26 protein-coding genes are annotated in these 19,506 nt (G+C 55.9%); 7 read left to right on the top strand and 19 right to left on the bottom strand.

Features of this window, described 5'->3' with window-relative positions:
• Window positions 1–448: 448 nt before the first annotated feature.
• A complete protein-coding gene (locus VB016_06910; protein MEA4978254.1) occupies window positions 449–1,474 on the top strand; it encodes a DNA primase large subunit PriL in 1,026 nt (341 codons plus the stop codon).
• A gap of 15 nt (window positions 1,475–1,489) precedes the next feature.
• Here the strand turns inward: VB016_06910 and VB016_06905 are convergent, their stop codons facing one another.
• The 5 genes from VB016_06905 to VB016_06885 are packed head-to-tail and all read right to left on the bottom strand — an operon-like array spanning window position 1,490 to window position 5,569.
• Window positions 1,490–2,137 carry a CDP-alcohol phosphatidyltransferase family protein gene (locus VB016_06905; protein ID MEA4978253.1) on the bottom strand — a complete coding sequence of 216 codons (648 nt, stop codon included), beginning with the start codon at window positions 2,135–2,137 and terminating at the stop codon, window positions 1,490–1,492.
• Window positions 2,128–2,658, bottom strand: coding sequence for an adenylate kinase family protein (locus tag VB016_06900; GenBank protein MEA4978252.1), 531 nt, complete (start codon window positions 2,656–2,658; stop codon window positions 2,128–2,130). The genes VB016_06905 and VB016_06900 overlap by 10 nt, the downstream gene beginning before the upstream one ends.
• A gap of 1 nt (window position 2,659) precedes the next feature.
• Window positions 2,660–3,577 (bottom strand): PfkB family carbohydrate kinase, encoded by a 918-nt coding sequence (locus tag VB016_06895; GenBank protein MEA4978251.1) that lies wholly within the window; start codon window positions 3,575–3,577, stop codon window positions 2,660–2,662.
• Window positions 3,574–4,821: an adenosylhomocysteinase gene (locus VB016_06890; GenBank protein ID MEA4978250.1), complete on the bottom strand. Its 1,248-nt coding sequence runs from the start codon at window positions 4,819–4,821 to the stop codon at window positions 3,574–3,576. Before VB016_06890 ends, VB016_06895 begins: the two co-directional genes overlap by 4 nt.
• A complete protein-coding gene (locus VB016_06885; GenBank protein MEA4978249.1) occupies window positions 4,799–5,569 on the bottom strand; it encodes a phosphopantothenate/pantothenate synthetase in 771 nt (256 codons plus the stop codon). Before VB016_06885 ends, VB016_06890 begins: the two co-directional genes overlap by 23 nt.
• A 68-nt stretch (window positions 5,570–5,637) precedes the next feature.
• Here VB016_06885 and VB016_06880 point away from each other — a divergent pair, with 68 nt between their 5' ends.
• The gene (locus VB016_06880) at window positions 5,638–6,351 is read left to right on the top strand and encodes an RNA methyltransferase (GenBank protein ID MEA4978248.1); all 714 of its coding nucleotides are present in this window, start codon (window positions 5,638–5,640) and stop codon (window positions 6,349–6,351) included.
• Here the strand turns inward: VB016_06880 and VB016_06875 are convergent.
• The 9 genes from VB016_06875 to VB016_06835 form a co-directional block, all read right to left on the bottom strand.
• A complete protein-coding gene (locus VB016_06875; GenBank protein MEA4978247.1) occupies window positions 6,326–7,126 on the bottom strand; it encodes a hypothetical protein in 801 nt (266 codons plus the stop codon). The genes VB016_06880 and VB016_06875 overlap by 26 nt on opposite strands.
• Window positions 7,123–7,446, bottom strand: a complete 324-nt coding sequence (locus VB016_06870) for a ribbon-helix-helix domain-containing protein (GenBank protein MEA4978246.1) — start codon at window positions 7,444–7,446, stop codon at window positions 7,123–7,125. Before VB016_06870 ends, VB016_06875 begins: the two co-directional genes overlap by 4 nt.
• 60 nt (window positions 7,447–7,506) lie before the next feature.
• Window positions 7,507–7,818, bottom strand: coding sequence for a 50S ribosomal protein P1 (gene rpl12p / locus VB016_06865; GenBank protein ID MEA4978245.1), 312 nt, complete (start codon window positions 7,816–7,818; stop codon window positions 7,507–7,509).
• Window positions 7,819–7,836: 18 nt separating this feature from the next.
• Window positions 7,837–8,850 carry a 50S ribosomal protein L10 gene (locus VB016_06860; GenBank protein MEA4978244.1) on the bottom strand — a complete coding sequence of 338 codons (1,014 nt, stop codon included), beginning with the start codon at window positions 8,848–8,850 and terminating at the stop codon, window positions 7,837–7,839.
• Window positions 8,851–8,861: 11 nt separating this feature from the next.
• The gene (locus tag VB016_06855) at window positions 8,862–9,500 is read right to left on the bottom strand and encodes a 50S ribosomal protein L1 (GenBank protein MEA4978243.1); all 639 of its coding nucleotides are present in this window, start codon (window positions 9,498–9,500) and stop codon (window positions 8,862–8,864) included.
• An 88-nt stretch (window positions 9,501–9,588) separates the two neighbouring features.
• Window positions 9,589–11,076: an oligosaccharide flippase family protein gene (locus VB016_06850; protein ID MEA4978242.1), complete on the bottom strand. Its 1,488-nt coding sequence runs from the start codon at window positions 11,074–11,076 to the stop codon at window positions 9,589–9,591.
• 54 nt (window positions 11,077–11,130) lie between these two features.
• On the bottom strand, window positions 11,131–11,601 hold the full coding sequence (locus VB016_06845) for a 50S ribosomal protein L11 (protein MEA4978241.1): 471 nt from the start codon (window positions 11,599–11,601) through the stop codon (window positions 11,131–11,133).
• A 3-nt stretch (window positions 11,602–11,604) separates the two neighbouring features.
• Window positions 11,605–12,432 (bottom strand): transcription elongation factor Spt5, encoded by an 828-nt coding sequence (locus tag VB016_06840; protein MEA4978240.1) that lies wholly within the window; start codon window positions 12,430–12,432, stop codon window positions 11,605–11,607.
• 17 nt (window positions 12,433–12,449) lie between these two features.
• The gene (locus tag VB016_06835; GenBank protein ID MEA4978239.1) at window positions 12,450–12,665 is read right to left on the bottom strand and encodes a protein translocase SEC61 complex subunit gamma; all 216 of its coding nucleotides are present in this window, start codon (window positions 12,663–12,665) and stop codon (window positions 12,450–12,452) included.
• Between the two features lie 209 nt (window positions 12,666–12,874).
• On the opposite strand from VB016_06835, the gene VB016_06830 reads away from it, so the two are divergent.
• Both VB016_06830 and VB016_06825 read left to right on the top strand, forming a co-directional pair.
• Window positions 12,875–13,039, top strand: a complete 165-nt coding sequence (locus VB016_06830) for a hypothetical protein (GenBank protein ID MEA4978238.1) — start codon at window positions 12,875–12,877, stop codon at window positions 13,037–13,039.
• 17 nt (window positions 13,040–13,056) lie between these two features.
• Window positions 13,057–13,317 (top strand): UPF0147 family protein, encoded by a 261-nt coding sequence (locus VB016_06825; GenBank protein ID MEA4978237.1) that lies wholly within the window; start codon window positions 13,057–13,059, stop codon window positions 13,315–13,317.
• A 6-nt stretch (window positions 13,318–13,323) separates the two neighbouring features.
• Here the strand turns inward: VB016_06825 and VB016_06820 are convergent, their stop codons facing one another.
• The 4 genes from VB016_06820 to VB016_06805 form a co-directional block, all read right to left on the bottom strand.
• A complete protein-coding gene (locus VB016_06820) occupies window positions 13,324–13,896 on the bottom strand; it encodes a GMP synthase subunit A (GenBank protein ID MEA4978236.1) in 573 nt (190 codons plus the stop codon).
• 242 nt (window positions 13,897–14,138) lie between these two features.
• On the bottom strand, window positions 14,139–15,086 hold the full coding sequence (gene guaA, locus VB016_06815) for a glutamine-hydrolyzing GMP synthase (GenBank protein ID MEA4978235.1): 948 nt from the start codon (window positions 15,084–15,086) through the stop codon (window positions 14,139–14,141).
• Entirely contained in the window at window positions 15,079–15,552 is a 474-nt protein-coding gene (purE, locus tag VB016_06810) for a 5-(carboxyamino)imidazole ribonucleotide mutase (protein ID MEA4978234.1), read from the bottom strand. Before purE ends, guaA begins: the two co-directional genes overlap by 8 nt.
• 78 nt (window positions 15,553–15,630) lie before the next feature.
• Window positions 15,631–15,924, bottom strand: a complete 294-nt coding sequence (locus VB016_06805; GenBank protein ID MEA4978233.1) for a hypothetical protein — start codon at window positions 15,922–15,924, stop codon at window positions 15,631–15,633.
• A gap of 323 nt (window positions 15,925–16,247) precedes the next feature.
• Here VB016_06805 and VB016_06800 point away from each other — a divergent pair, with 323 nt between their 5' ends.
• The 3 genes from VB016_06800 to VB016_06790 are packed head-to-tail and all read left to right on the top strand — an operon-like array spanning window position 16,248 to window position 18,426.
• Window positions 16,248–16,505 carry a Gar1/Naf1 family protein gene (locus tag VB016_06800; protein ID MEA4978232.1) on the top strand — a complete coding sequence of 86 codons (258 nt, stop codon included), beginning with the start codon at window positions 16,248–16,250 and terminating at the stop codon, window positions 16,503–16,505.
• A complete protein-coding gene (locus VB016_06795) occupies window positions 16,480–17,412 on the top strand; it encodes a transcription initiation factor IIB (GenBank protein ID MEA4978231.1) in 933 nt (310 codons plus the stop codon). The genes VB016_06800 and VB016_06795 overlap by 26 nt, the downstream gene beginning before the upstream one ends.
• 9 nt (window positions 17,413–17,421) lie before the next feature.
• The gene (locus VB016_06790; GenBank protein MEA4978230.1) at window positions 17,422–18,426 is read left to right on the top strand and encodes a polysaccharide pyruvyl transferase family protein; all 1,005 of its coding nucleotides are present in this window, start codon (window positions 17,422–17,424) and stop codon (window positions 18,424–18,426) included.
• Window position 18,427: 1 nt separating this feature from the next.
• On the opposite strand, the gene endA is transcribed toward VB016_06790, so the two are convergent.
• Window positions 18,428–19,477 (bottom strand): tRNA-intron lyase, encoded by a 1,050-nt coding sequence (endA, locus tag VB016_06785; protein MEA4978229.1) that lies wholly within the window; start codon window positions 19,475–19,477, stop codon window positions 18,428–18,430.
• Window positions 19,478–19,506 lie beyond the last annotated feature (29 nt).

Below are 19,506 nucleotides of genomic sequence, written 5' to 3'. Positions count from 1 at the left end.
GCTCGCTTTCAGGAAGGGCCCTTCGGCCGGATTCATAGAGAATGGCGTCCGATCTCTCTGAAAGCCGCAAAGCGTATGCCTGCGGACCCCGGAGGTCATCGAGATCAGGGCATGATATGCCTGCCTATATGCCTCATGGAGGCCACCGGGACATATAAAAATAACATAAATGTTATGTTATATCGATTATCGGACTTTAATTAACATATATGTTGTTTTAAATTATCTATTGTACTTTTGCAATTATCAGAGATATCGAAAATATCTTCATGCCATGTCGGGACGATTTGCCGGACGAATGGACTTAAGATCGGGGCCGAGCATCATCGGTGTTTCAAACACGATCGATATCATCGATGACACTGTGGCTTTTCCCCGGATCGGAATACATTTGCCGTATTGAGCCGTCATTGGAAAGATGTAAATCGGCAAACCCGTATAGTCGGACGTGGACACCGTACGCGCCGCCAGATACCCCTTCCTCAAAGACTCGGCCCGCCTGGCCGGGGACAACGGTGCAGATATCGAATCGCTTGTGTCTTCCGAGTCGTATTCCCAGGCCAGGTCGAGAGGCCTCGAGCGCGTTCTCGACGCGCTGGAAAGAAGCGAGGTCTCCTACAGGCCGCTTATGACGGACTTCGACCGCCTGATGGAAGTGATGTCGTATCCTTATGCGAGGATGATAGTCTCATGCATCAACGACCGATTTCTAACAAAACGTTACGCCCTTGCCGAATCCGTGAGGATGAACAAGCTGCTGGGTTCCGACGAGGGCCCGACGGTTGCGTTCGTCGCCAATGAATTGGAGGTCGACGCCTCCGTCGACGTGGACGGCCTGAGGATGCACTTCGGCGACTATCTGAGGTTCTCGACAAGGATAAAAAGCCCCGAATGGAAGCTCATCAACACCGAGGTCCATGACGGATACGTCGTATTGGCCCAGGAGAAATTCGACCGTGTCCTACAGAACGCGCTGCAGGACAAGATCGAGGCCGAGCTTCCTCTGGCCGTCCCCGCATCGTTCGTCCCGCACATGAGGGCGGACATCGACCACATATCCGTCATCTTGTCGGAAACGAAAAGCAGGTACAGCCCCACCGGCGGCGGACCGATAGACCTGGAACATATGCCCCCGTGCATGAGGGCCATACTCGCACAGGCCCATAACGGGATGAACCTCCCGCACAGCGCCAGGTTCGCCCTCGTGTCGTTCCTCCACGCCCTGGGAATGGATTCGACGCAGATCTTGGCCCTGTTCGCCCAGTCACCGGATTTCGACGAGTCCAAGTCGGCGTATCAGATAAAACACATCACGGGCGAGCTGTCCGGGACCGAAGGGTATACTCCCCCGGAATGTTCCACTATGAAGACCAACGGCGTCTGCTTCAACGAGGACAACCTGTGCAGGAGCGAGCACATGAACCATCCGCTTACTTACTACCGCGTAAAATCCGGGACCAGTCGTAAACAGTAATTAAAGAGCCGGCGATCAGTTCTTCCTGTCCTCTTTGGTTATGGCTCTCCAGGTTATGACCGCCCTCTGTATCGCCGTTGCGTTCCCCAAGACCGCGAAGTAGAGTATCATTATCTCCATCCATGTTATGGAGAATGTTCCGATTTCGATCGTACCGTAACCTGCCCACAGCATCACGAACTGTATTATGGGAAAAAGCGTGGAAAGCACGACACGGTCCGCACGTCCCAGCAGTCCGGAGTACAGACGGGGTGCGCCTATCGCCTGGGCCTGGGTCCCCATGTACGAGGTCAGAAGGACCCCCACGAGCGCCAGTATCCCCAGATAGGGATTGCACCATCCGCTTACGGCCACACCGCCTATCATGAGCACGTCGGCATAGCGGTCGAAAACATGGTCGAGGTAGTCTCCGCGCCTGGAGGCCTTGCCGGCAAGTTTCGCAACCTTCCCGTCCAGCGCATCGAAGTATCCGGAGACTATTACGACCAGGGCTCCGACAAGAAGCAGATATTCATAGTTCCAGCTGTAATAAAGCATGATTCCGGCCGCAAGTGCCAGAATGAGCCCGGCCCACGAAATGTAGTTCGGGTTGACCTTTATCAGCTTTCTCGCGACCGGCGTCAGTGCGAAATCGACCTTGTCCCTCTGTCCGTCTAGAACCATCTGTCAATGTCTCCTGTCCAATCTGTATTGCCCGGAAGGTACTTTTCGACCTTCCCGTCCGCGATCTCCAGAACAGAGTCCGACAGCTCGCCGACTGTATGTGAAGTGCTGTCTAGTTCATAAACGGGTATGTCAGCAGAGTCCGCTTCGCAAAGTATGACGTCGAGGACCTCGGCCTGGACGTTCTCCTTTACTTTCTCTTGGCTGTAACCTCTTGCTTCAAGTCTTCCCGCCAGCACTTCCGGGCTGCATCTTATGACTATTATCGCTGAACATGTGAGGAAGTGGGAAAGATGTCCTTCCGCGTAGTACGTCTCCGACGAACCGCCGTATTCGGCCAAAGCCTCGTCCAGTTCTTCCGTTTCGACGTTGTATGAGCCCATCTCCCCGTCGTATTCTCCGAGCAGACCGTTCTCCCTTATGAAGTCGGTCAGAAAAATTACATTTAGATTGCGACGTGCCAGCTCTTTTCCGAGCTCTGATTTTCCTGTACCGGGCGTGCCCGTTATCGCTATTATCATCTCAGACCTTCGGAAGATAGTCCTTTGCTCTCTCCATCGCCTGCTCCCAGGTCGGGATGTTGGACATGGCGCCTTTCTTCTCGACGGTGAACGAAGCTACCGACGAGCCCATTATCAGGGACTCCCTGATGCTCATCCCGCGGTACAGCCCGGCGTAGAATCCCGCTCTGTATGAATCTCCCGCGCCGGTGGCGTCCGCCTCCTTGCCGCCCTTGACCAGAGGCACGCTGAATTCCTTGCCCTCGTAGTAAGCGGTGCTGCCCTCCCTTCCCTTCGTGCATACGGTCAGCTCTTTTCCCGTATCGCCTATCGAGGGGATGCCGAGATGCTTTATCACGGAGTCCGCCTCGTACCTGTTGCAGAACAAATAGTCCGCATAGTTGATGGCCTCCGGAAGGTTGACCGAATTCCAGAGGCGGTGGACCTCCTGGGCCGGATCGATGGCGATCTTCATCCCCGGGTTGTGGATCGCCTTCATTATCGAAATATAATATTTCGGCTCCCCGGTGCAGAAATGCACATATTTCGAATGGGACGCCATCTTCGTCATCCTGATGCCTATCTGGGAGGCGTAGCCCTGGGGGCCCTGGAAGAACAGGACGTTCTGGTCGAGGTTGGAGTTGTTTACCACCACCGCCGTGGACGTCTCCCATCCGTCGACCGTGATGAACTCGTCCATTATCACTCCCGAATCCTCGATGAACTTGCGGTACTCTGCCGGCAGGTCCTTCCCCACGAGCGTACACAGTGCGGTGGGGACTCCGAGCTTCGATGCCGTAACGGCTATGTTCGTACCCGTGCCGCCGAGGAACGTTTTCTTGGACGTTATGTCGGCGGTGGTGTTCAGCTTTGGAAAGTCCTCCACCGTCATGATGCTGTCCACCGTGACGTGGCCGTAGACGGTGAGGAACGGTTTCATTGGGTGCCTGCCTCCCATCCGCCGAGATATGATATCTGGTCGTCGGTCAGTTTGTCTATCTTTATTCCCATCGCCTTCAGTTTGATCTCCGCTATGGTCTTGTCTATCTTGTAAGGCACTGTGTATACGCGGTTGTCCATCATCTCGTGGTTTTTCACAAGGTATTCGATGCTGAGCGCCTGGACTGCGAAACTCATGTCCATTATCTCCGCGGGGTGTCCCTGGCCGGCCGCCAGGTTCATCAGGCGGCCCTCGGATATCAGATAAAGACGGCGTCCGTCGGCCATAACGTACTCTACGATATGGTCCCTGACCTTCTCCCGGGAAACCGACATCCTCTCCAGGTCCTCCCTGCTGACCTCGTTGTCGAAGTGCCCCACGTTGCCCATTACGCAGCCGTCTTTCATCAACTTGAAGTCTTTCTCGGTCAGTATGTCGTTGCATCCGGTGACCGTCATGATTATATCCGCGGTCTTTACGGCATCGACCATCCTCTTGACCTCGAATCCGTCCATCTTTGCTTCGATCGCCTTTATGGGGTCGACCTCGGTGACCGTTACGATCGCCCCGAGCCCTTTGGCCCTCATTGCGACGCCTTTGCCGCACCAGCCGTAACCTGCTACCACGAGGTTCTTGCCTGCCACTATAAGGTTGGTGGCGACCATCCATCCCTCGAAGGCCGACTGCCCCGTGCCGTAACGGTTGTCGAACAGGAACTTCATCTTGGCGTCGTTGACCGCCATCACTGGGAACTCGAGCTTGCCTTCCTTCTCCATGGACCTCGTGCGGAGCACGCCCGTGGTCGTCTCCTCGTTGGCTCCCTTGACGTTCTTGAGGACGTCCCTGCGGTTGGTGTGCAGCATGGCTATCAGGTCCGCGCCGTCATCGATGATGTAATCGGGCGCCATGTTCAGAACGCTGTTGAGGTTCGTGCAGTATTCGGAATTCGTCTCTCCTTTCCTCGCGTATACGTTAAGGCCGTACTCCTCTTTCAGAGCCAGCGCCACCGAGTCGTCGGTGGAGAGGGGGTTGCAGCTGGCCAGCCTGATGTCCGCCCCTGCCTCTGCCAGCGATATTGCCAGTATTCCTGTCTTCGCTTCGGTGTGGAGGGCCATCCCGATCTTCAGGCCTTTCAGTGGCTGTTCGTCTACGAAGCGCTTCCTCAGCGCCTTCATGACCGGCATGTGGCCCTCTGCCCAGTGGAGTTTCAGTACACCTTGTTTAAGTTCGTCCATTTTCTTCATCCTCCTCGAATTCTGCCATCAGCGCCTTACATATTGACATTACCGTGTCCCTACGTACTGCGCGGTTATCGTAATCTTTTATTATTTCTGTTATCTGGGTCTTTTGACCCTTCAGTTCTCTCGCGAACCCTTTGATGTTTGCCAGGGCCCTGTTCATCTCGTCCGAGATGGAGACCGTAGCCATCCTCGACGTCCGAGACAGCGGGTTCAAATCTATAGATATGACGGTCTTGCCCATGGCCACCAGCGCTTCCGCCCGGTCGCCGTCCTCTATGGGAACCAGTATGACGTCGCTGTCGAATATTCCTTCTTTTGTGCAAAGCGCACGGTCGGAAGTGAGGCCGGGTATCCTGGCGTCCGGTCCGCGCCCCAATACTCCCGTGGCGCCTTCTGATTCCATATGATCTATGATGAGGTTCATCCTCTCCTCGGTCCGGTGGAATATGTTCACCTCTATCCTGGCGTTCACTTCCTCGGCAACCTCGATGAGCTCCTTCGCCCCTAGGGCGGCCGCGTTACCGTTCACGCATACCACGGGCCTCGAAGCATTCAGCAGAAAAGCCGCCGCCGCCTTCTCGGACCAGAGCGCTGGCACGATCGATCTTTCGCCCATCAGATAATCGAAGGCCTCGCCCCTTCCATGCGATATCAGGCCGGTGGGGCTCACGATGCCGCGCCCGACCATGTCCGCCAGTTTCTCGCGGGTCACCAGCGACCTGTATCTGGGATGGTCTTTCGGAACCGTCATGGACGAACAACCGCAATCATTGATTTAAGGACTATCGTTAAGTATTTTCTGTTATTACCCCGAAGTGTATGCCTGACGTACGCATCGTGCTTGTTGGACCGAAATTCGAGGGTAACGTAGGTGCAATAGCCAGATTGATGGCGAACTTCGATTTCGACGACCTCTGCCTTGTGAACCCCTGCGAGATCGGCGACGAAGCCTACAGGCGGGCGAAGCACGGATCCCATATCCTCGCCAAAGCCAGGATCTTCCGTAACCTCGAAGACGCGGTCGACGGATGTTTTTTGGTAGCTGGCACAAGCGGAACGATAACCAAGGGCCCGACGAACTATGGCCGCATTCCCATTTCGCCGGAAAAATTCGCTGAAAGCGTAAGGGAATACGGTGAAAAGATCGCTTTGGTGCTCGGGAGAGAGGACATAGGACTATACCAGGAAGAGCTGGACCACTGCGACGTCTTCGTCAACATCCCATCCAGCGAAACATATCCGACCCTCAACCTTTCACATGCCGGGGGGATCTTGATGTACGAGCTTTTCGGAAAGACCCATATCACTCCCAGCCCCGAGCCCGCCGACATCCGCGAGAAAGAGCTGATGTTCGGATTCTTCGACGACCTGTTGGACGCGGTGGAATATCCCGAGGTCAGAAGGGAACGCACATCGCTGATGTTCAGGAAGATGATGGGGCGCTCCATCCCCACAAAATACGAATACAACACGATAATGGGTGTTTTCGGAGATGCCGTCAAAGGTCTCAGGGCCGGTAGGGAACGGGAATAAATACCATAGTGCCAGCGCGTCCGCTTTCTATTATTTCCGGGATTATTCCGGTCATCGAGCACACCTCGTCCGATATCGTCTTTCTGAAGCGGTATGTCTCCCTGTCCGCGTGTATCACGGCCTTGCCGTAAGCGGGGTCCGATCTGAAAAGCGGTTTTTTCATCGCCTCCGGGACCTTTTCCTCCGGCTTTCCGTCACCGACCGCCGTCAAAGTATACGCTTTCTCGACGAATATGCTGAAAAACGGACCGTCCATCATCTCCGCGATGCGGCATATCGCATCCCTTGCGGTTCGGTCGGCGGATGCGATCACCTCTTCGAACGAGGACGACGGGCTGCCTGCGGCGGCCATGTCCAGGTCGATCTGTACCGTCCTGTCGGTGCATCCTATGAGTTCCCTCATTGAATCGTAGGCCTTCTTGTCGCGTCCTTCGAACTCCATCGGGACGCATATCACAGAAACGGTGCGGGAGCCGGCGGCCCGCGCGCGATGTGCCAGCAACGGAGCCATGCCGGTTCCTGTCCCTCCTCCGAGCCCCGCGACGATTATCACGTTCCCGTATCCGGACACTAGCCGGTCGATACTTTCCGAATAGTCTTCGGCCAGCGCCCTGCCGACGGAGCTGTCGCCTTTACAGCCCCTGATATTGTCCGGCACCATCGGGATGTCGCTTTCGGAATCCGTATTGATGAACGCTGTTCGTATGAATTCTGGATCTATGCCGCGGACGATGTTGCTTCCCGCCCCGCCGCATCCGACCGCGAGAGTCTTCAACCCCTGTCCTCCGGGCGCATCTTAGACCGGATGTATTCGGTGACAGCGTTACGCACAGCATCGTCCATAGATATCGCGTCGCCTTCCTTCACCAGGTTCTCCAGCTCCGTTGCCCTTTTCTTCGGTATCTCGACCATCATCTTCGAGATGTTGTCGGGCGTGAACTTGATCGATATGAAATCTTCGATGGCTTCGCGCAGTATATCTGAAAGATTCTGATACTCGCCGCTGTCGACCAGTGTCCTCAAAACGGCCAAGGTGTCCGAACTGAGCCTTACGGTAACTCTTTCGGTAGATTCCATCGGAACTTCAGACCCCATATATGAAAATAAAGAAATTAGATGTAAAAGGTTTGTGTTGTCAGTGCTCCGTGCCCGTATTCATCCGAAAAGGGCGCTGAGACCGGCTGCAGCCTCTTCTTCGCTGACTGCTTCCTCTTCCTCTTCTTCCTTCTCCTTTGCAGGTTCGTTGGAAGCGGCGGCGGGGGCGGCGGCTGCCGCGGGTGCGGCGGCTGCTACGGAGGCGTTTGCGATTGCCTCCTTTATATCGACCCCATCGAGAGAAGCGATCAGAGCCTTGATCTTGGCTGCATTAGGCTCGACACCCGCGGCGCTGAGAATACCGGAGACCGCGTCCTCGGTAATGTCTTTGCCTGCAGAGTAGAGCACCATTGCGCTGTAGATATACTCCATATTTTTCATCTCCTTAATTTAGCCGAACAAGCTGAACATTCCGGAGGCCGCGTTTTCATCGGCTTCCTGTTCGCTGATCTCTTCGCTGTTCTCGTCCCCTTTCTCATCGGTATTAATGGGCTCTGCTGTTGCAGTCGGTACCGCTGCGGCCGCCGCGTTCAACCTTGCGGTGATGCGTTCGTCCTGGTATCCTGCTGCCGAGGCAATGGCAAGCATTTGCCTGTCTGCCCTGGCCATGAGCGCTCCGATGCTGTCTTTGGTTGGGATTGCGGCTTCTACCGAGAGGGCCATCGCCTCCCTGTACGCCTTCGCGACAAGCGCTCCGATCGTCTGGTCTGTGACGTAGGCGATGTCGATTGCAAGTGCGCGTGCGTTGTAGATTGCCGCGGCGAACATTCCGTTATAGTATCCGTCAGGAATAGCCAGTACGTCCCTGTGGTATATGATCCCGTCCTCGTAGGCGGCCCTGAGGTCCATTCCTACGATCATCGGAAGTATTCCCAGCTTGGGTAGCATGGTTGCGACCGGTGCGGAGATCGGCTCTCCTTTCTTAACAAGGGTCGTTTCCTTCTTGATCACTATTTTTCCCGCTTCGATGGATGCGGGAAGGCCTATCTTCTGAAGTTCTCCGATGATCGGACCGGGGCCGAACGGAGTGGGCCCCTTGGGGACCACTATGTCGATCGGCGCATCCTGTCCCGCTTTCGCGGGTGCGGGAGTCATGGTCGCGTCAAGCTGTTTGAACAACTTGAACGGGTCCTTGTCCGTGGCTATCAAAGCGCACTGACCGTGGACCGCGTCCTTGAGCCCTTCCAGCCCGGGTTTCTGCTTCGCAGCCTCTTCGATGGCCAGTACAATAAGCTTGTTCTTGGTCATCCTGAGGTACGCTTGACCCCTGAGCTGGGCCCTCATGCTCTGGATCTGCTGCCCTGCGATACCATGTACGTCGACAACCGCGACGACCGGGTACTCGAGCAGCCCCTCCACGAGCTTGTTCACCAGATCCTTCTTCCATGCTGCGACGTGTGCCATCTTAGACCTCCTCACATCACCTTCTCCGACGGTCCCATCGAGGTCTTTACGTAGGCGGACGCGATGTTGTGGCGGCCTTTCTCAAGGCGGCCCTCGACACGTCCCAGGATAACGTCGATGTTATCGGCGATTTCCTGTGCCTTCATATCGACCGTTCCAACGGGCACGTGGAAGGTCTTTCTGTCTTTCGTTCTGATGGTCGCAGTCCTGCGGAGCTGGTCGATCATCGCGGACGGGTCTGCACCCGGCGCGATGGGCTTCGGCATCTTTCCGCGCGGGCCGAGAACTGTACCCAGTCTCTTACCGACGACCGCCATTAATGGCGCTTCGGCGATAAAATAATCGATACTGTTCGCGACCTTCTTGGCCTGCTTCTTGTCGTCTGCGAGGGCCCCGAGTTCGTCGGGGCTGATCACAAGATCGGCAACGTCTTTGGCTTTCAAGGCTAGTTCGCCGCCACCAATAACACAGATCTTGAGAATCCTGCCACGACCGGCCGGGAGGACGATGTCCTCCTGGATACGGTTCTTCGGGATAGAAAGGTCAACATCTCTGAGATTGATGGCCAACTCAACCGTTTCGACAAAATTGCGCTTCTTTGCACTCTCGAGTGCCTTCTGCACAGCTGTTACGGTTGGTTTTTCTGCCAATACAATTCCTCCTTGTAGTAATAGCGGGCTGGTGCCCTCCTACAAGCAGATTGGCTAATCTGTGACCTGTATATAAGTTTTCTTGATGTTAACGCAGTTCGTCGTCCAAACTGTCCTTGATATGCTTGGGATTCATGGCGTTCATGAAGAAACCGATGTCGGACCTCAGGAGTTCCCGCAACGCCACAAGGGCCAGGGCATAAACGGCCAGCCCCAGCAGCGCTACCGCCGCGACCTCCATGAACCCTGATATCTCGAACATGCGGTCGACGACCACCAGCAGCACCGCCGTCACCGCAAGCGACAGAAGATGTTTCCACAGGTTCTTATATGGCCTTATGCCGACCGCGCGCCTTACGTAGTACATCAGCACCGCCGTCAGTATTATGTATCCGGTGCTCAGGGATATCGCGGCGCCTATGCCGTACATCCCGTCCCATGGCAGCATTCCCGTGTTCGGGATCAGCAAAACGAACATCGATGCGACGACCGCGGTGTATATCATCGTCGCCTTGGTGTACAGCGATGCCTTGTTGGATGCGTAAAGGACCTGTGACAACGTTCCCGTCAGAACCCTCAGCGTCATCATTACCGATAATATGGAAAGGATAACTCCGGCCTTTGCATATTCGGCACCGAAAAGGACGCCGCCGATATCCTCTCCGAAGACCAAAAGGACGGCCATCACCGGGAAGAGGAACATCATGAGATACTTCTGGGACAGCCATATCAGGCCCTCGGCCTTGGACGGGTCCCTTACTATATCGGGTTTCGAAAGCTGTGGAAGTATGACATTGTTCAGAGACCCTCCGAGGGATATGAAAACGAACACGACCCCCATCGCTGCGGTGTAATATCCTACCTCCAGGGTGTTTCCCGACAGCCCGATGATCACCTTGTCCACGAAATCCAGGACCGTCAGGAACAGCGAAGATATTATGAGCGGCATTGCGAAGCTGAAATATTCGCGGAACATCGTCGGGCGGACCAGACGTATATTCTGGTTCCTGGTCAGCAGCAGCGCCACGGATGCGGACGCCAGTATGCCGATCACATATGCCGAGCTGAGAACTGTTGCGGAAACCTGCATAAGTGCCAGCGTTATAAGGATTATAGATCTGATTATGGCGTCGACCATGTTGACGATGGAGCTCTTCCCGCTCTCGAGACGGGCGTCGAAGGTGGCCGTCAGGGTGTTCTGGATGTCCCAGACCGCATAGTATGCGATGAACAACAGAACAACGGTGGCCATTCCCGTGTCGATCGTCCCGTTGAGTATTCCGAACGCAAGAGAAATGACTGTGAGGGCCACCATCAGAGATGTGAGCGAAATGCGTATAGCCAGATATGTGGAGAAACACTTATCCTGATTCCTGCCCGAAGCGATGAAACGTATGTGTGCGGTCTCGAATCCGAGACCGACCACCGCGTTGAACATGGCGACGAAAGCCCATCCCCACATCATGGCCCCGTATTCGAGGCCCACGTAGCGGGTCATTATCATCAGGGACAGGAAGGATGCTACGGCGGAAACGACGTTGGAAACCACCTTCATCATGTATTTGTGGACAAGCACGGCTCCGCCTCTGCAGGTTGAATAGAAAAGGGGGCATGGCCCCCTTTATGGTTTTCAGAACTTATCGTTGTAAAGGCCTGCCTTAACGTCCTTCTGGAACGTCTTGGGGTCCTTTCCATCGATGGTGACGCCGACGGAGACGCAGTTTCCTGCGACCTCGAGGACACGGGCCTTGTGGTCCGAGCCGAGCAGGTCGTCCTGCTTCATGTCGGCGATCTTCTTCGCCTGGTCGAGAGTGAGGTTGCCCACTTTCTCCGCTTTGGCGTTGTGCGCTCCGCTTGCGACGCCCAGTTCTGATTTGATCAGAGCGGACATCGGCGGGGTTCCGACCTTTACGTCGAACGATTTGTCGTCGTTGATCAATATCTTGACCGGGACCTTCATTCCCGAGAAAGCCTTTGTTTTTTCGTTAATTTTCGCGATAACCTGGCTGATGTTCACTCCTTTCGGTCCCAATGCGGGTCCGAGCGGAGGCCCTGCGGAGGCCCTGCCCCCGTCAACCAATGCCTCAACAGTATCTACCATTGTTCATCTCTCCTTGTCTATGACTCTAACGCTGTCGCCTTTCACCGTCACGGGGATCGGGACCATGGCCTCGATCAGCTCGACGGTGATTTCTTCTTTACCTTCATCTATATGCTGTACCCTTGCCTTCTCGCCCTTGAACGGTCCGTTAACCAGTTCGACGATGTCGCCCTCGGTGATGCCGACGACCGCCGACACGGGCGTGAGGTAGTGGTTTATCTCTTCCAAAGATGTCTCTCCGGGAATGAACGAGTACGCCTTCCTGATGTCCCTTATCTTCTCGCGGAGACGGTCGGTGTTCATGCCTTCCACGAACACGTATCCCCTGAGACCTGCCGGGCTCAGTATTGCGTAGATGTCCTTCTCGCCCAGGTTCGCCTTGGCCGCCAAACTGTCGGCGGCGGCTCTTTCCTGGTCCATCTGTGTCTTGAGTATCATGACCGACTGTATGGCGGAAGCGTTGAACTCCATCGAGTCCTTTGCGCCACCACATTCGGCTTTGACGGTGATCGCGACCTCGTCGCCGTATCTGGCTCCCTTGGGGCACTCCGCCTGAAGAACCAGTTCTTTGTCCCTTTGTCCGGGAATCTCTACCATTATATCGTTGCGGCTGCGGTAGCTGCTCCAGAGTTCCGCGCCCGTGGAATCCGTGACCGTCATGACCCAGTCTGGCGCCGTCTCGGCGTCCGGGCCCGTGATCTCGGAGAACGTTAGCTTCGCCTCCGACGCCCCGCCCGACAGTGAAAACTGCCAGCTAACGGTCTCGCCTGCACGGGCCTTCTTTACATCACTCACACCGGAGAGGCATGAGCCTGAGTACTGATCTGACATTGTTATTCTCCTATTTTTCAGAAATATGCGGGAAGATACGTCATGAGCCACATTATTGCGAACCCGACGGCCCCCAGGAGGATGATCCCCAGCGCCGTTATCCCCACGGTCTTCTTGTATTCGTCCCTAGAGGGCGTGCGGGCCATCTTCATTATTCTGGAGTATCTGCTGAAACCCAGCCCGGGCTGCCTGGTCTCTTGTCCATCGTCGGCCGGGGCGGTGTTATCAGCCATATTACTTCCTTCTCCCGCCCTCTGCGGGCGGCGCATACTTTGCTCGCTATCGCTGAAGATAACGACCGAAGATATGCCTTAAAGAAAGGTTGCTACTATAAACGTTTCGGTCGCTTTTGAATGTACGCAAAGTAAAAGGATTACACCGATGTATCCGACACGGATTTATAGTGGCTCTATGTTCGGGTTTTATCCAGAGGTATTGACTAATGGAAGAAGAACTGTGTAACGTAGTGTTCGTCAAGGAGAACAACGATTTTGTCGCCAGGATCCAGAGCGATCTCGGCGGGCTCAGGGAGTACAAGGCGCCAAGCTTTGAAGAGGTCCTCGAGCAGGTCGTCATCGATCTCCAGGAAGAGTTCGAATCCTTCTGAACTCAGAGGTGACATTTATGTCTAGCAAGATAAAAAACATAACAGACGTGCTGGACTTCTTGGCCAGCGATGATTCAATCCCCAAGAATATCAGGAGGGGCGCTTCGGATGCGAAGGCCAGGCTCCTGGATGAAAAGGACGCCATGGACGTACGCGCGACGAGCGCGATGATGATCCTTGACGACCTGGCAAACGACAACAACACCCCCCTCCACGCAAGGACCCTCATATGGAAGGCCACCAGCGAACTCGAGGGTCTTGCAGCCGGATCGAGATAAAAGTTTTTACCCGTTCCTGTAACGGGAAGCGATCTCTAGGAAATTGCGGAACATTTCAGGGCCGTACTGTGTATTCTCCACCTCCGGATGGAACTGGACCCCGAAAATAGGACGGTCCCTGCACTTTACGGCCTCTACTTTACAACGTACCGATGATGCCGTGACGTCGAAACCGTCAGGCACGTTTTTTACTTCGTCGTTATGGGAGGCCCATACCTCGATCGTGTCGGGCATGCCCCTGAATATGTCGTCGTGCGACGTTATGGCGAGCTCGACGGCGCCGTATTCCGGGTCGTCCCCTGGTGCCAGAGACCCTCCGAAATGCTCGGACAGGAACTGCATACCGGCACAGATGCCGAAAATAGGCACATCCATCTCGAGATAGTCGGAGTTCCGTCCCATCCTGCCCGCATCGCTGGCGACGCTGGGCGAACCGCCCGAGAGGACCAGCGCGTCCGCGTCGGCGAGGTCCTCGGGAGGCGTGTCGTTCCTGACGATCTTGGCGTCGGCCATGTCCCTTAGGACACGCCATTCCCGATGGGTCCACTGCCCGCCGTTGTCTATGATATAGACCTTCACGGAGACTCATCCGCAGATATCGTATAAAAATCCATACTCGGAGATTGTGTGTACGGTTCGGCCGCGCCCTTCCGCGAAGTTTCCGTACCGTGCCGGACCGCCTGGAACCTGCCGTTTGTCTTCGCCGTGGGGGATTCCTCCGGATCATGAAGGGAATGCCGCTCCGCGGACCGAGCGGCCCGCCGATAGGAGCCTTGATTGGGCTTTTCTTGAACTTTCCTGTTCCTGTACAGGATGGCCGTTCATTCCCATTCGATGGTCGCGGGCGGCTTGTCGGTTATGTCGTACACCACGCGGTTGACCTCGTTCTTCATCCTGCTGGTTATGCGTTGCGAGATGGCGTTCAGCACCGCCAGCGGGATATCGCTGTGGGACGCCGTCATTCCGTCGATGGATTCGACGGCACGTACCGCAATGGTCCTTCCGTATGCGCGCCTGTCGCCCTGCACCCCGACCGACCTGGCGGGAAGCAGAACGGCGAAGTACTGCCACGGGACCTTCATCTTCCCGGCTTCGGCGGCCTTCCTTATCTCGTCCTCTACGATGAAACACGCCTCGCGGACCACCGCTATGTTATCGGGGGTTATCTCCGCGAGGCACCTGACCGCGAGCCCGGGCCCGGGGAAGGGCTGCCTTTCCGAGGATTTTATGTCGAGCTTCCTGGCGACCTGCCTGACCTCGTCCTTGTAGAGGTCCCTGAGGGGTTCGACCAGCATCATGTCCATGTCTTTAGGGAGCCCGCCCACGTTGTGATGGGACTTTATCGTGTCCCTGACCCCGTCTCCGGATTCGATCCAGTCCGGGGCTATGGTTCCCTGCACCAGATACTTGGCGCCGAACTCCTTCGCCTCTCTTTCGAAAATACGGATGAACTTCTCCCCGATGACCTTTCTTTTCTGTTCCGGCTCGGTCACGCCTTCGAGCGCCTCGAAGTACTCCTTCGACGCATCTACCGACTTGAAGTTGATGCCCGTGTCGCGGAACATCTCTTCGACCTCTTCGGCCTCGCCCTTGCGCATCAGGCCCGTGTCCACGAAAACAGCGAGCAACCGGTCGCCGATCGCCCTTCCGGCGATGACCGCGGAAACCGAACTGTCTACACCGCCGGAGCATGCTATTATGGCCTTGCCTTTGGTGTTTTCTCTGACCGAGGCTATCGCCTCGTCGATGAACTTCTCGGCATCAAACACCGGCGGCCACCTCCTCGGAGTCCTTCTCCACTTTGTCGGCCTGCTGCACCCTGTACTGCAGAAGTGCGGCGGCGAGCCTGGCGTCGGAAACAGCCAGTATCTCGGCGGCGAGAATCGCCGCGTTGTCCCCGCGGTCCAGCCCTACTGCGGCCACGGGGACCCCGGCGGGCATCTGAACGATGGAAAGTACGGAATCGATGTTGAGCTTGCCGCTCACCGGCACGCCGATGACCGGTCTCGTTGTGAAGGACGCCACGACGCCGGGCAGGGCCGCCGACAGCCCCGCAATGGCGATGAACACGCTGGCATCGGACCCTTTGACCAGGTCCTCCACCCTCTTGGGGGTCCTGTGCGCCGAAGCCACATTGATTTCGAAAGCGATAGAGAAATCCCTCAGGATACCGATCGCCTTGTCTGCTACCGAGAGATCGCTTTTGCTCCCGAGAATGATTGAAACCGTAGGCATGACCGGGGTCACATAATAAAAGAATAAAAACCCACCGAGAAGGCGGGTAAAGGATTTGGGACCCCGAGCGGCCGGGGTTCAGCTCTTTAGAACTGCAACAAGGAAAATACCGACAGCGACCAACGCTCCGATCAAGACTGCGATCAGAGAGATGAGCGTGTTGTACATTACATCCCAGGCGGCCACGTCGTTGAACAGAGCGACGTCGCTGTATCCAACTAGGTACGTCCACAATACGAGGACAACGAGGCCGACTGCAAGCATAATCATGCCGTAGGTCCTGCTTTTACCGCTGCCGAAGTAGGCTGAGAATATTCCTGCGATCAAAAGTACTATCGAAAATACGAATACTATGATAGTCAGGAATGACATTAAGTCCCAAGTCATTTGTTACCTCCATTAATTCGAGATTCGCCAGTGGCGTATCAATTAGGCACGGATACACCCTATTTGTTATTAAACTTTTCACGTCCGATGTCTGGGTATCACGTCTTTTTTTGCGCCGGAAGGGCCCCGTAATGGCGCATTATTACATGGATGAATCATCCGTCCGTACATTCGGTTTAGATACTATGAGTAAGAGATTATTTATCATTCAATGCTTAAACATAATAAAGTAAACCCAAGTGTTTAAATATTCGACAAGTATAGCGTCTGATACTTGACAACCGACTGCCAAAACGAGAAGATAACATATGGATTTTTTGGGGACCGTTGCGGAAATTACTTCTGACGGCAGAGCTGTGGTTTCGGCCTCCGTACCCCCAGAGGTGGGGGATCCTGTTTTCGACTCCCGCAAGCGCAGGTTAGGTAAAGTGGTTCGTATATTCGGACCGGTGGACGGACCGTATGTGTCCGTCGAGCTGGAAAACGTAAACGTTTCGGAGCTGGCCGGTGCGGACCTATACATCCAAGGGGTGAAACAAAATGGCAAAGTCAAAAGAAGGCACTGAAGAGATTGAGGTCTGTCCGGAGTGCGGCAGCCATCACCTTGTTAGAGATTACGAGCGCGGTGAGCTGATATGCGAGGACTGCGGATTGGTTCTCGACGACCAGTTCATCGACCAGGGACCGGAGTGGAGAGCCTTCGACGTCGAACAGGGCGAGAAGAGGGCACGCACCGGCGCCCCGATGACATATACTATTCACGACAAGGGCCTCTCGACGGAGATCTCTTGGAAGAACAAGGACAGCTACGGCAAGAGCATCCCCACCAGGAACCGCGCCCAGCTGTACAGGCTCAGGAAATGGCAGAGAAGGATACGCGTATCCAACGCTACCGAGAGGAACCTGGCGTTCGCCCTGTCGGAACTTGACAGGATGGCGTCCGCGATGGGCCTCCCCCGTAACGTCCGCGAGACCGCGGCGATGATCTACAGAAAAGCCGTCAACAAGAACCTCATCAGGGGACGCTCCATTGAAGGGGTCGTGGCCGCATCGCTGTACGCGGCATGCAGGCAATGCGGAGTCCCCAGGACCCTCGACGAAGTCGCAGGGGCGAGCCGTGTCGGGCGCAAAGAGATAGGGCGCACGTACAGGTTCATGACCCGCGAGCTAAAGCTCAAGCTCATGCCGACCAAGCCTCAGGACTACGTGCAGAGATTCTGCTCGGAGCTCAAGCTGAGCGGAGAGGTACAAAGCAAAGCCGCCGAGATACTGAAGGATGCGTCCGAGAAGGAGCTCACCTCCGGACGCGGGCCCACTGGCGTCGCGGCGGCCGCGATATACATCTCCTCCATCCTGTGCAACGAGCGCAGGACCCAGCGCGAAGTTGCGGACGTCGCCGGCGTGACCGAGGTCACCATCAGGAACAGATACAAAGAGCTGACCGAGAAGTTGGGGATCGTCATCCAACTCTGAGGGCTGTCGATGACTGGTCGGACAGACGGCGACTACTCGATGATCGGGTATTCGACGAACAACATAGGTGACGACATACAGAGCGTCGCGGCATCCCGCTTCCTGCCGAAGGTGGACAGGTTCGTAAACCGGGAGAACATGTGGCGGTACGACGGTCCGAAGACCAAGATGATACTGAACGCGTTCTACATGGACACATCCAAACACTTTCCCCCTTCCGACAGCATCGACCCGCTGCTCACCTCGATGCACGTCACGCCCTTATGGAGAGACGGCATCATGAAGAGGGGAAAACAATATCTGCTGGACCACGGCCCGGTGGGATGCAGGGACCGCAGCACCCTGGAATATATGCAGGAGAACGACGTCCCGGCATACTTCTCGGGATGCCTCACGCTGACATTGTTGCCGAACCCGGGGATCGAAAGACAGGGTCACATCCTTGCCGTTGATGTCCCCGAGAAAGAGGTGGAGGCCATGCGTAAGATGACCGACAGGCCCATATTCGAGCTGTCGCATGATTTCTGGGAGTCCTACAGCATGGATGTAAGGCACCGTTTCGCGAAATCGTTCCTTTACCTTTACAGTTCCGCCCACTGCGTGGTCACGAGAAGGATGCATGCCGCCCTGCCGTCACTTTCGGTGGGGACGCCGGTCGTCCTCCTGGACCACGACCTGGAAAAATTCCCGGGAAGGTTCAGCGGACTGAGGGAGCTCGTGCACTGCATGACGCATGAAGAGTTCGACAGCGGAGGATATGATGTCGACACCCCGCCTCCGAACCCCGAAAAGCATCTGGATATCAGGAACGCCCTCGTAAATTCCTGCACCGGGTTCACGGGTCACGACAACGGAAGCGTGATCGGACCGGTGAGCCTGCCGGAAGTGATGGGGCTCGTCCGCTGCACGGAGGCCGATCGGATTAGGGAGTTCCATTCGATATGGAAGCTCGAGATGGCGAGGCTGATCTACTCGCGATTCATAAAAAAGAACAGGCCCGAAGACATAGAATGAGTCACGGCCTGAACCATTTGAACTCCAGATATTCTATGCCTTCGCTTATCCGGCAGAAGAGGATGTCCTTCTTCACCCCTCCGGACAGCCGGACGGTCCTGGATATCTCGGGCCACATCGCGGTGTCCGACGCCGGTACGGCATGGACGAGATAACGTGCGTGGCATTCGTCCGGGGACCCCTCGTACACTCTGAAATGGGTGCCGTACTTGAAACCCGTCTTGACGACCAGGCCGCGGGACCTCAGATCATAGTACGCCGATATCCGCAGGGGGAAGTCGCTTTGGGTCTCCGAACCCAGCTTCTTAAGCTCCTTGGTCCCGACGGCCCTGCCGTCGTGCCGGATGACGTTTAGCGCGCCCTTCTCGGAAAGATAACAGCTTTCTATCAACGATAGCTGGAGCGCGCCGCCGATGTCTTTACCGAAGAACCCGGCCTCTTTCAGCCTCCCGTAGCTGTCCGCATCGAAAACGAACACGCGGTCGCTGATCAGCACCCCGTCGATCCGTCCGCCCGTGGAAGCCATGGGCACGGAGCCACGCGGGTCCCTCGTGGACATCTTGTAGTATGTGACATCACCCTCCTCGTCCGCCACCCCGTAAAGGAGCTCCCGCCCCTTCCCTTCGGTATGTGATATCTCGGCCGAGAAATCGCTTATATCGAGGACCGTACGCTCGGAAACCGCCCTGACCATGTACTCCGGACGGGAGTTGCTCATCGTCTTTCCCCTTGGGAACACCGAAAGGTCGAAGCCCCCCGTCTCGGTTTTGACGACGAAACCGCGGGACCTCATGTCCCTGTAAACCAGATATTTGACGTCGAACCCTTCGTTCTGTTTCGAGGCCTGTGCGAAAAGCTCGTCGAACTCCACCTTTTTTCCGCCGGACTCCACCAGGAGACGGTCGCTCTCTACGAGATACACCGCCTCGGTCAGATCGAGCTCCAGGCCGCCTCCGCTCATGGGATAGCCGTAATTGCCCTTACTGTAGAGCTGGCCGCCCTCTCTCTGGTCGGACACGATGACCGTGTCCCCCTTAAGTTCGCCCGGCATATTGGTTTGTACCGAGCAAGCGTATTTAT

This window comes from Methanomassiliicoccaceae archaeon (assembly GCA_034928305.1).
GTDB lineage: Archaea > Thermoplasmatota > Thermoplasmata > Methanomassiliicoccales > Methanomethylophilaceae > VadinCA11.
This window is presented reverse-complemented; position numbering and strand designations above follow the sequence as displayed.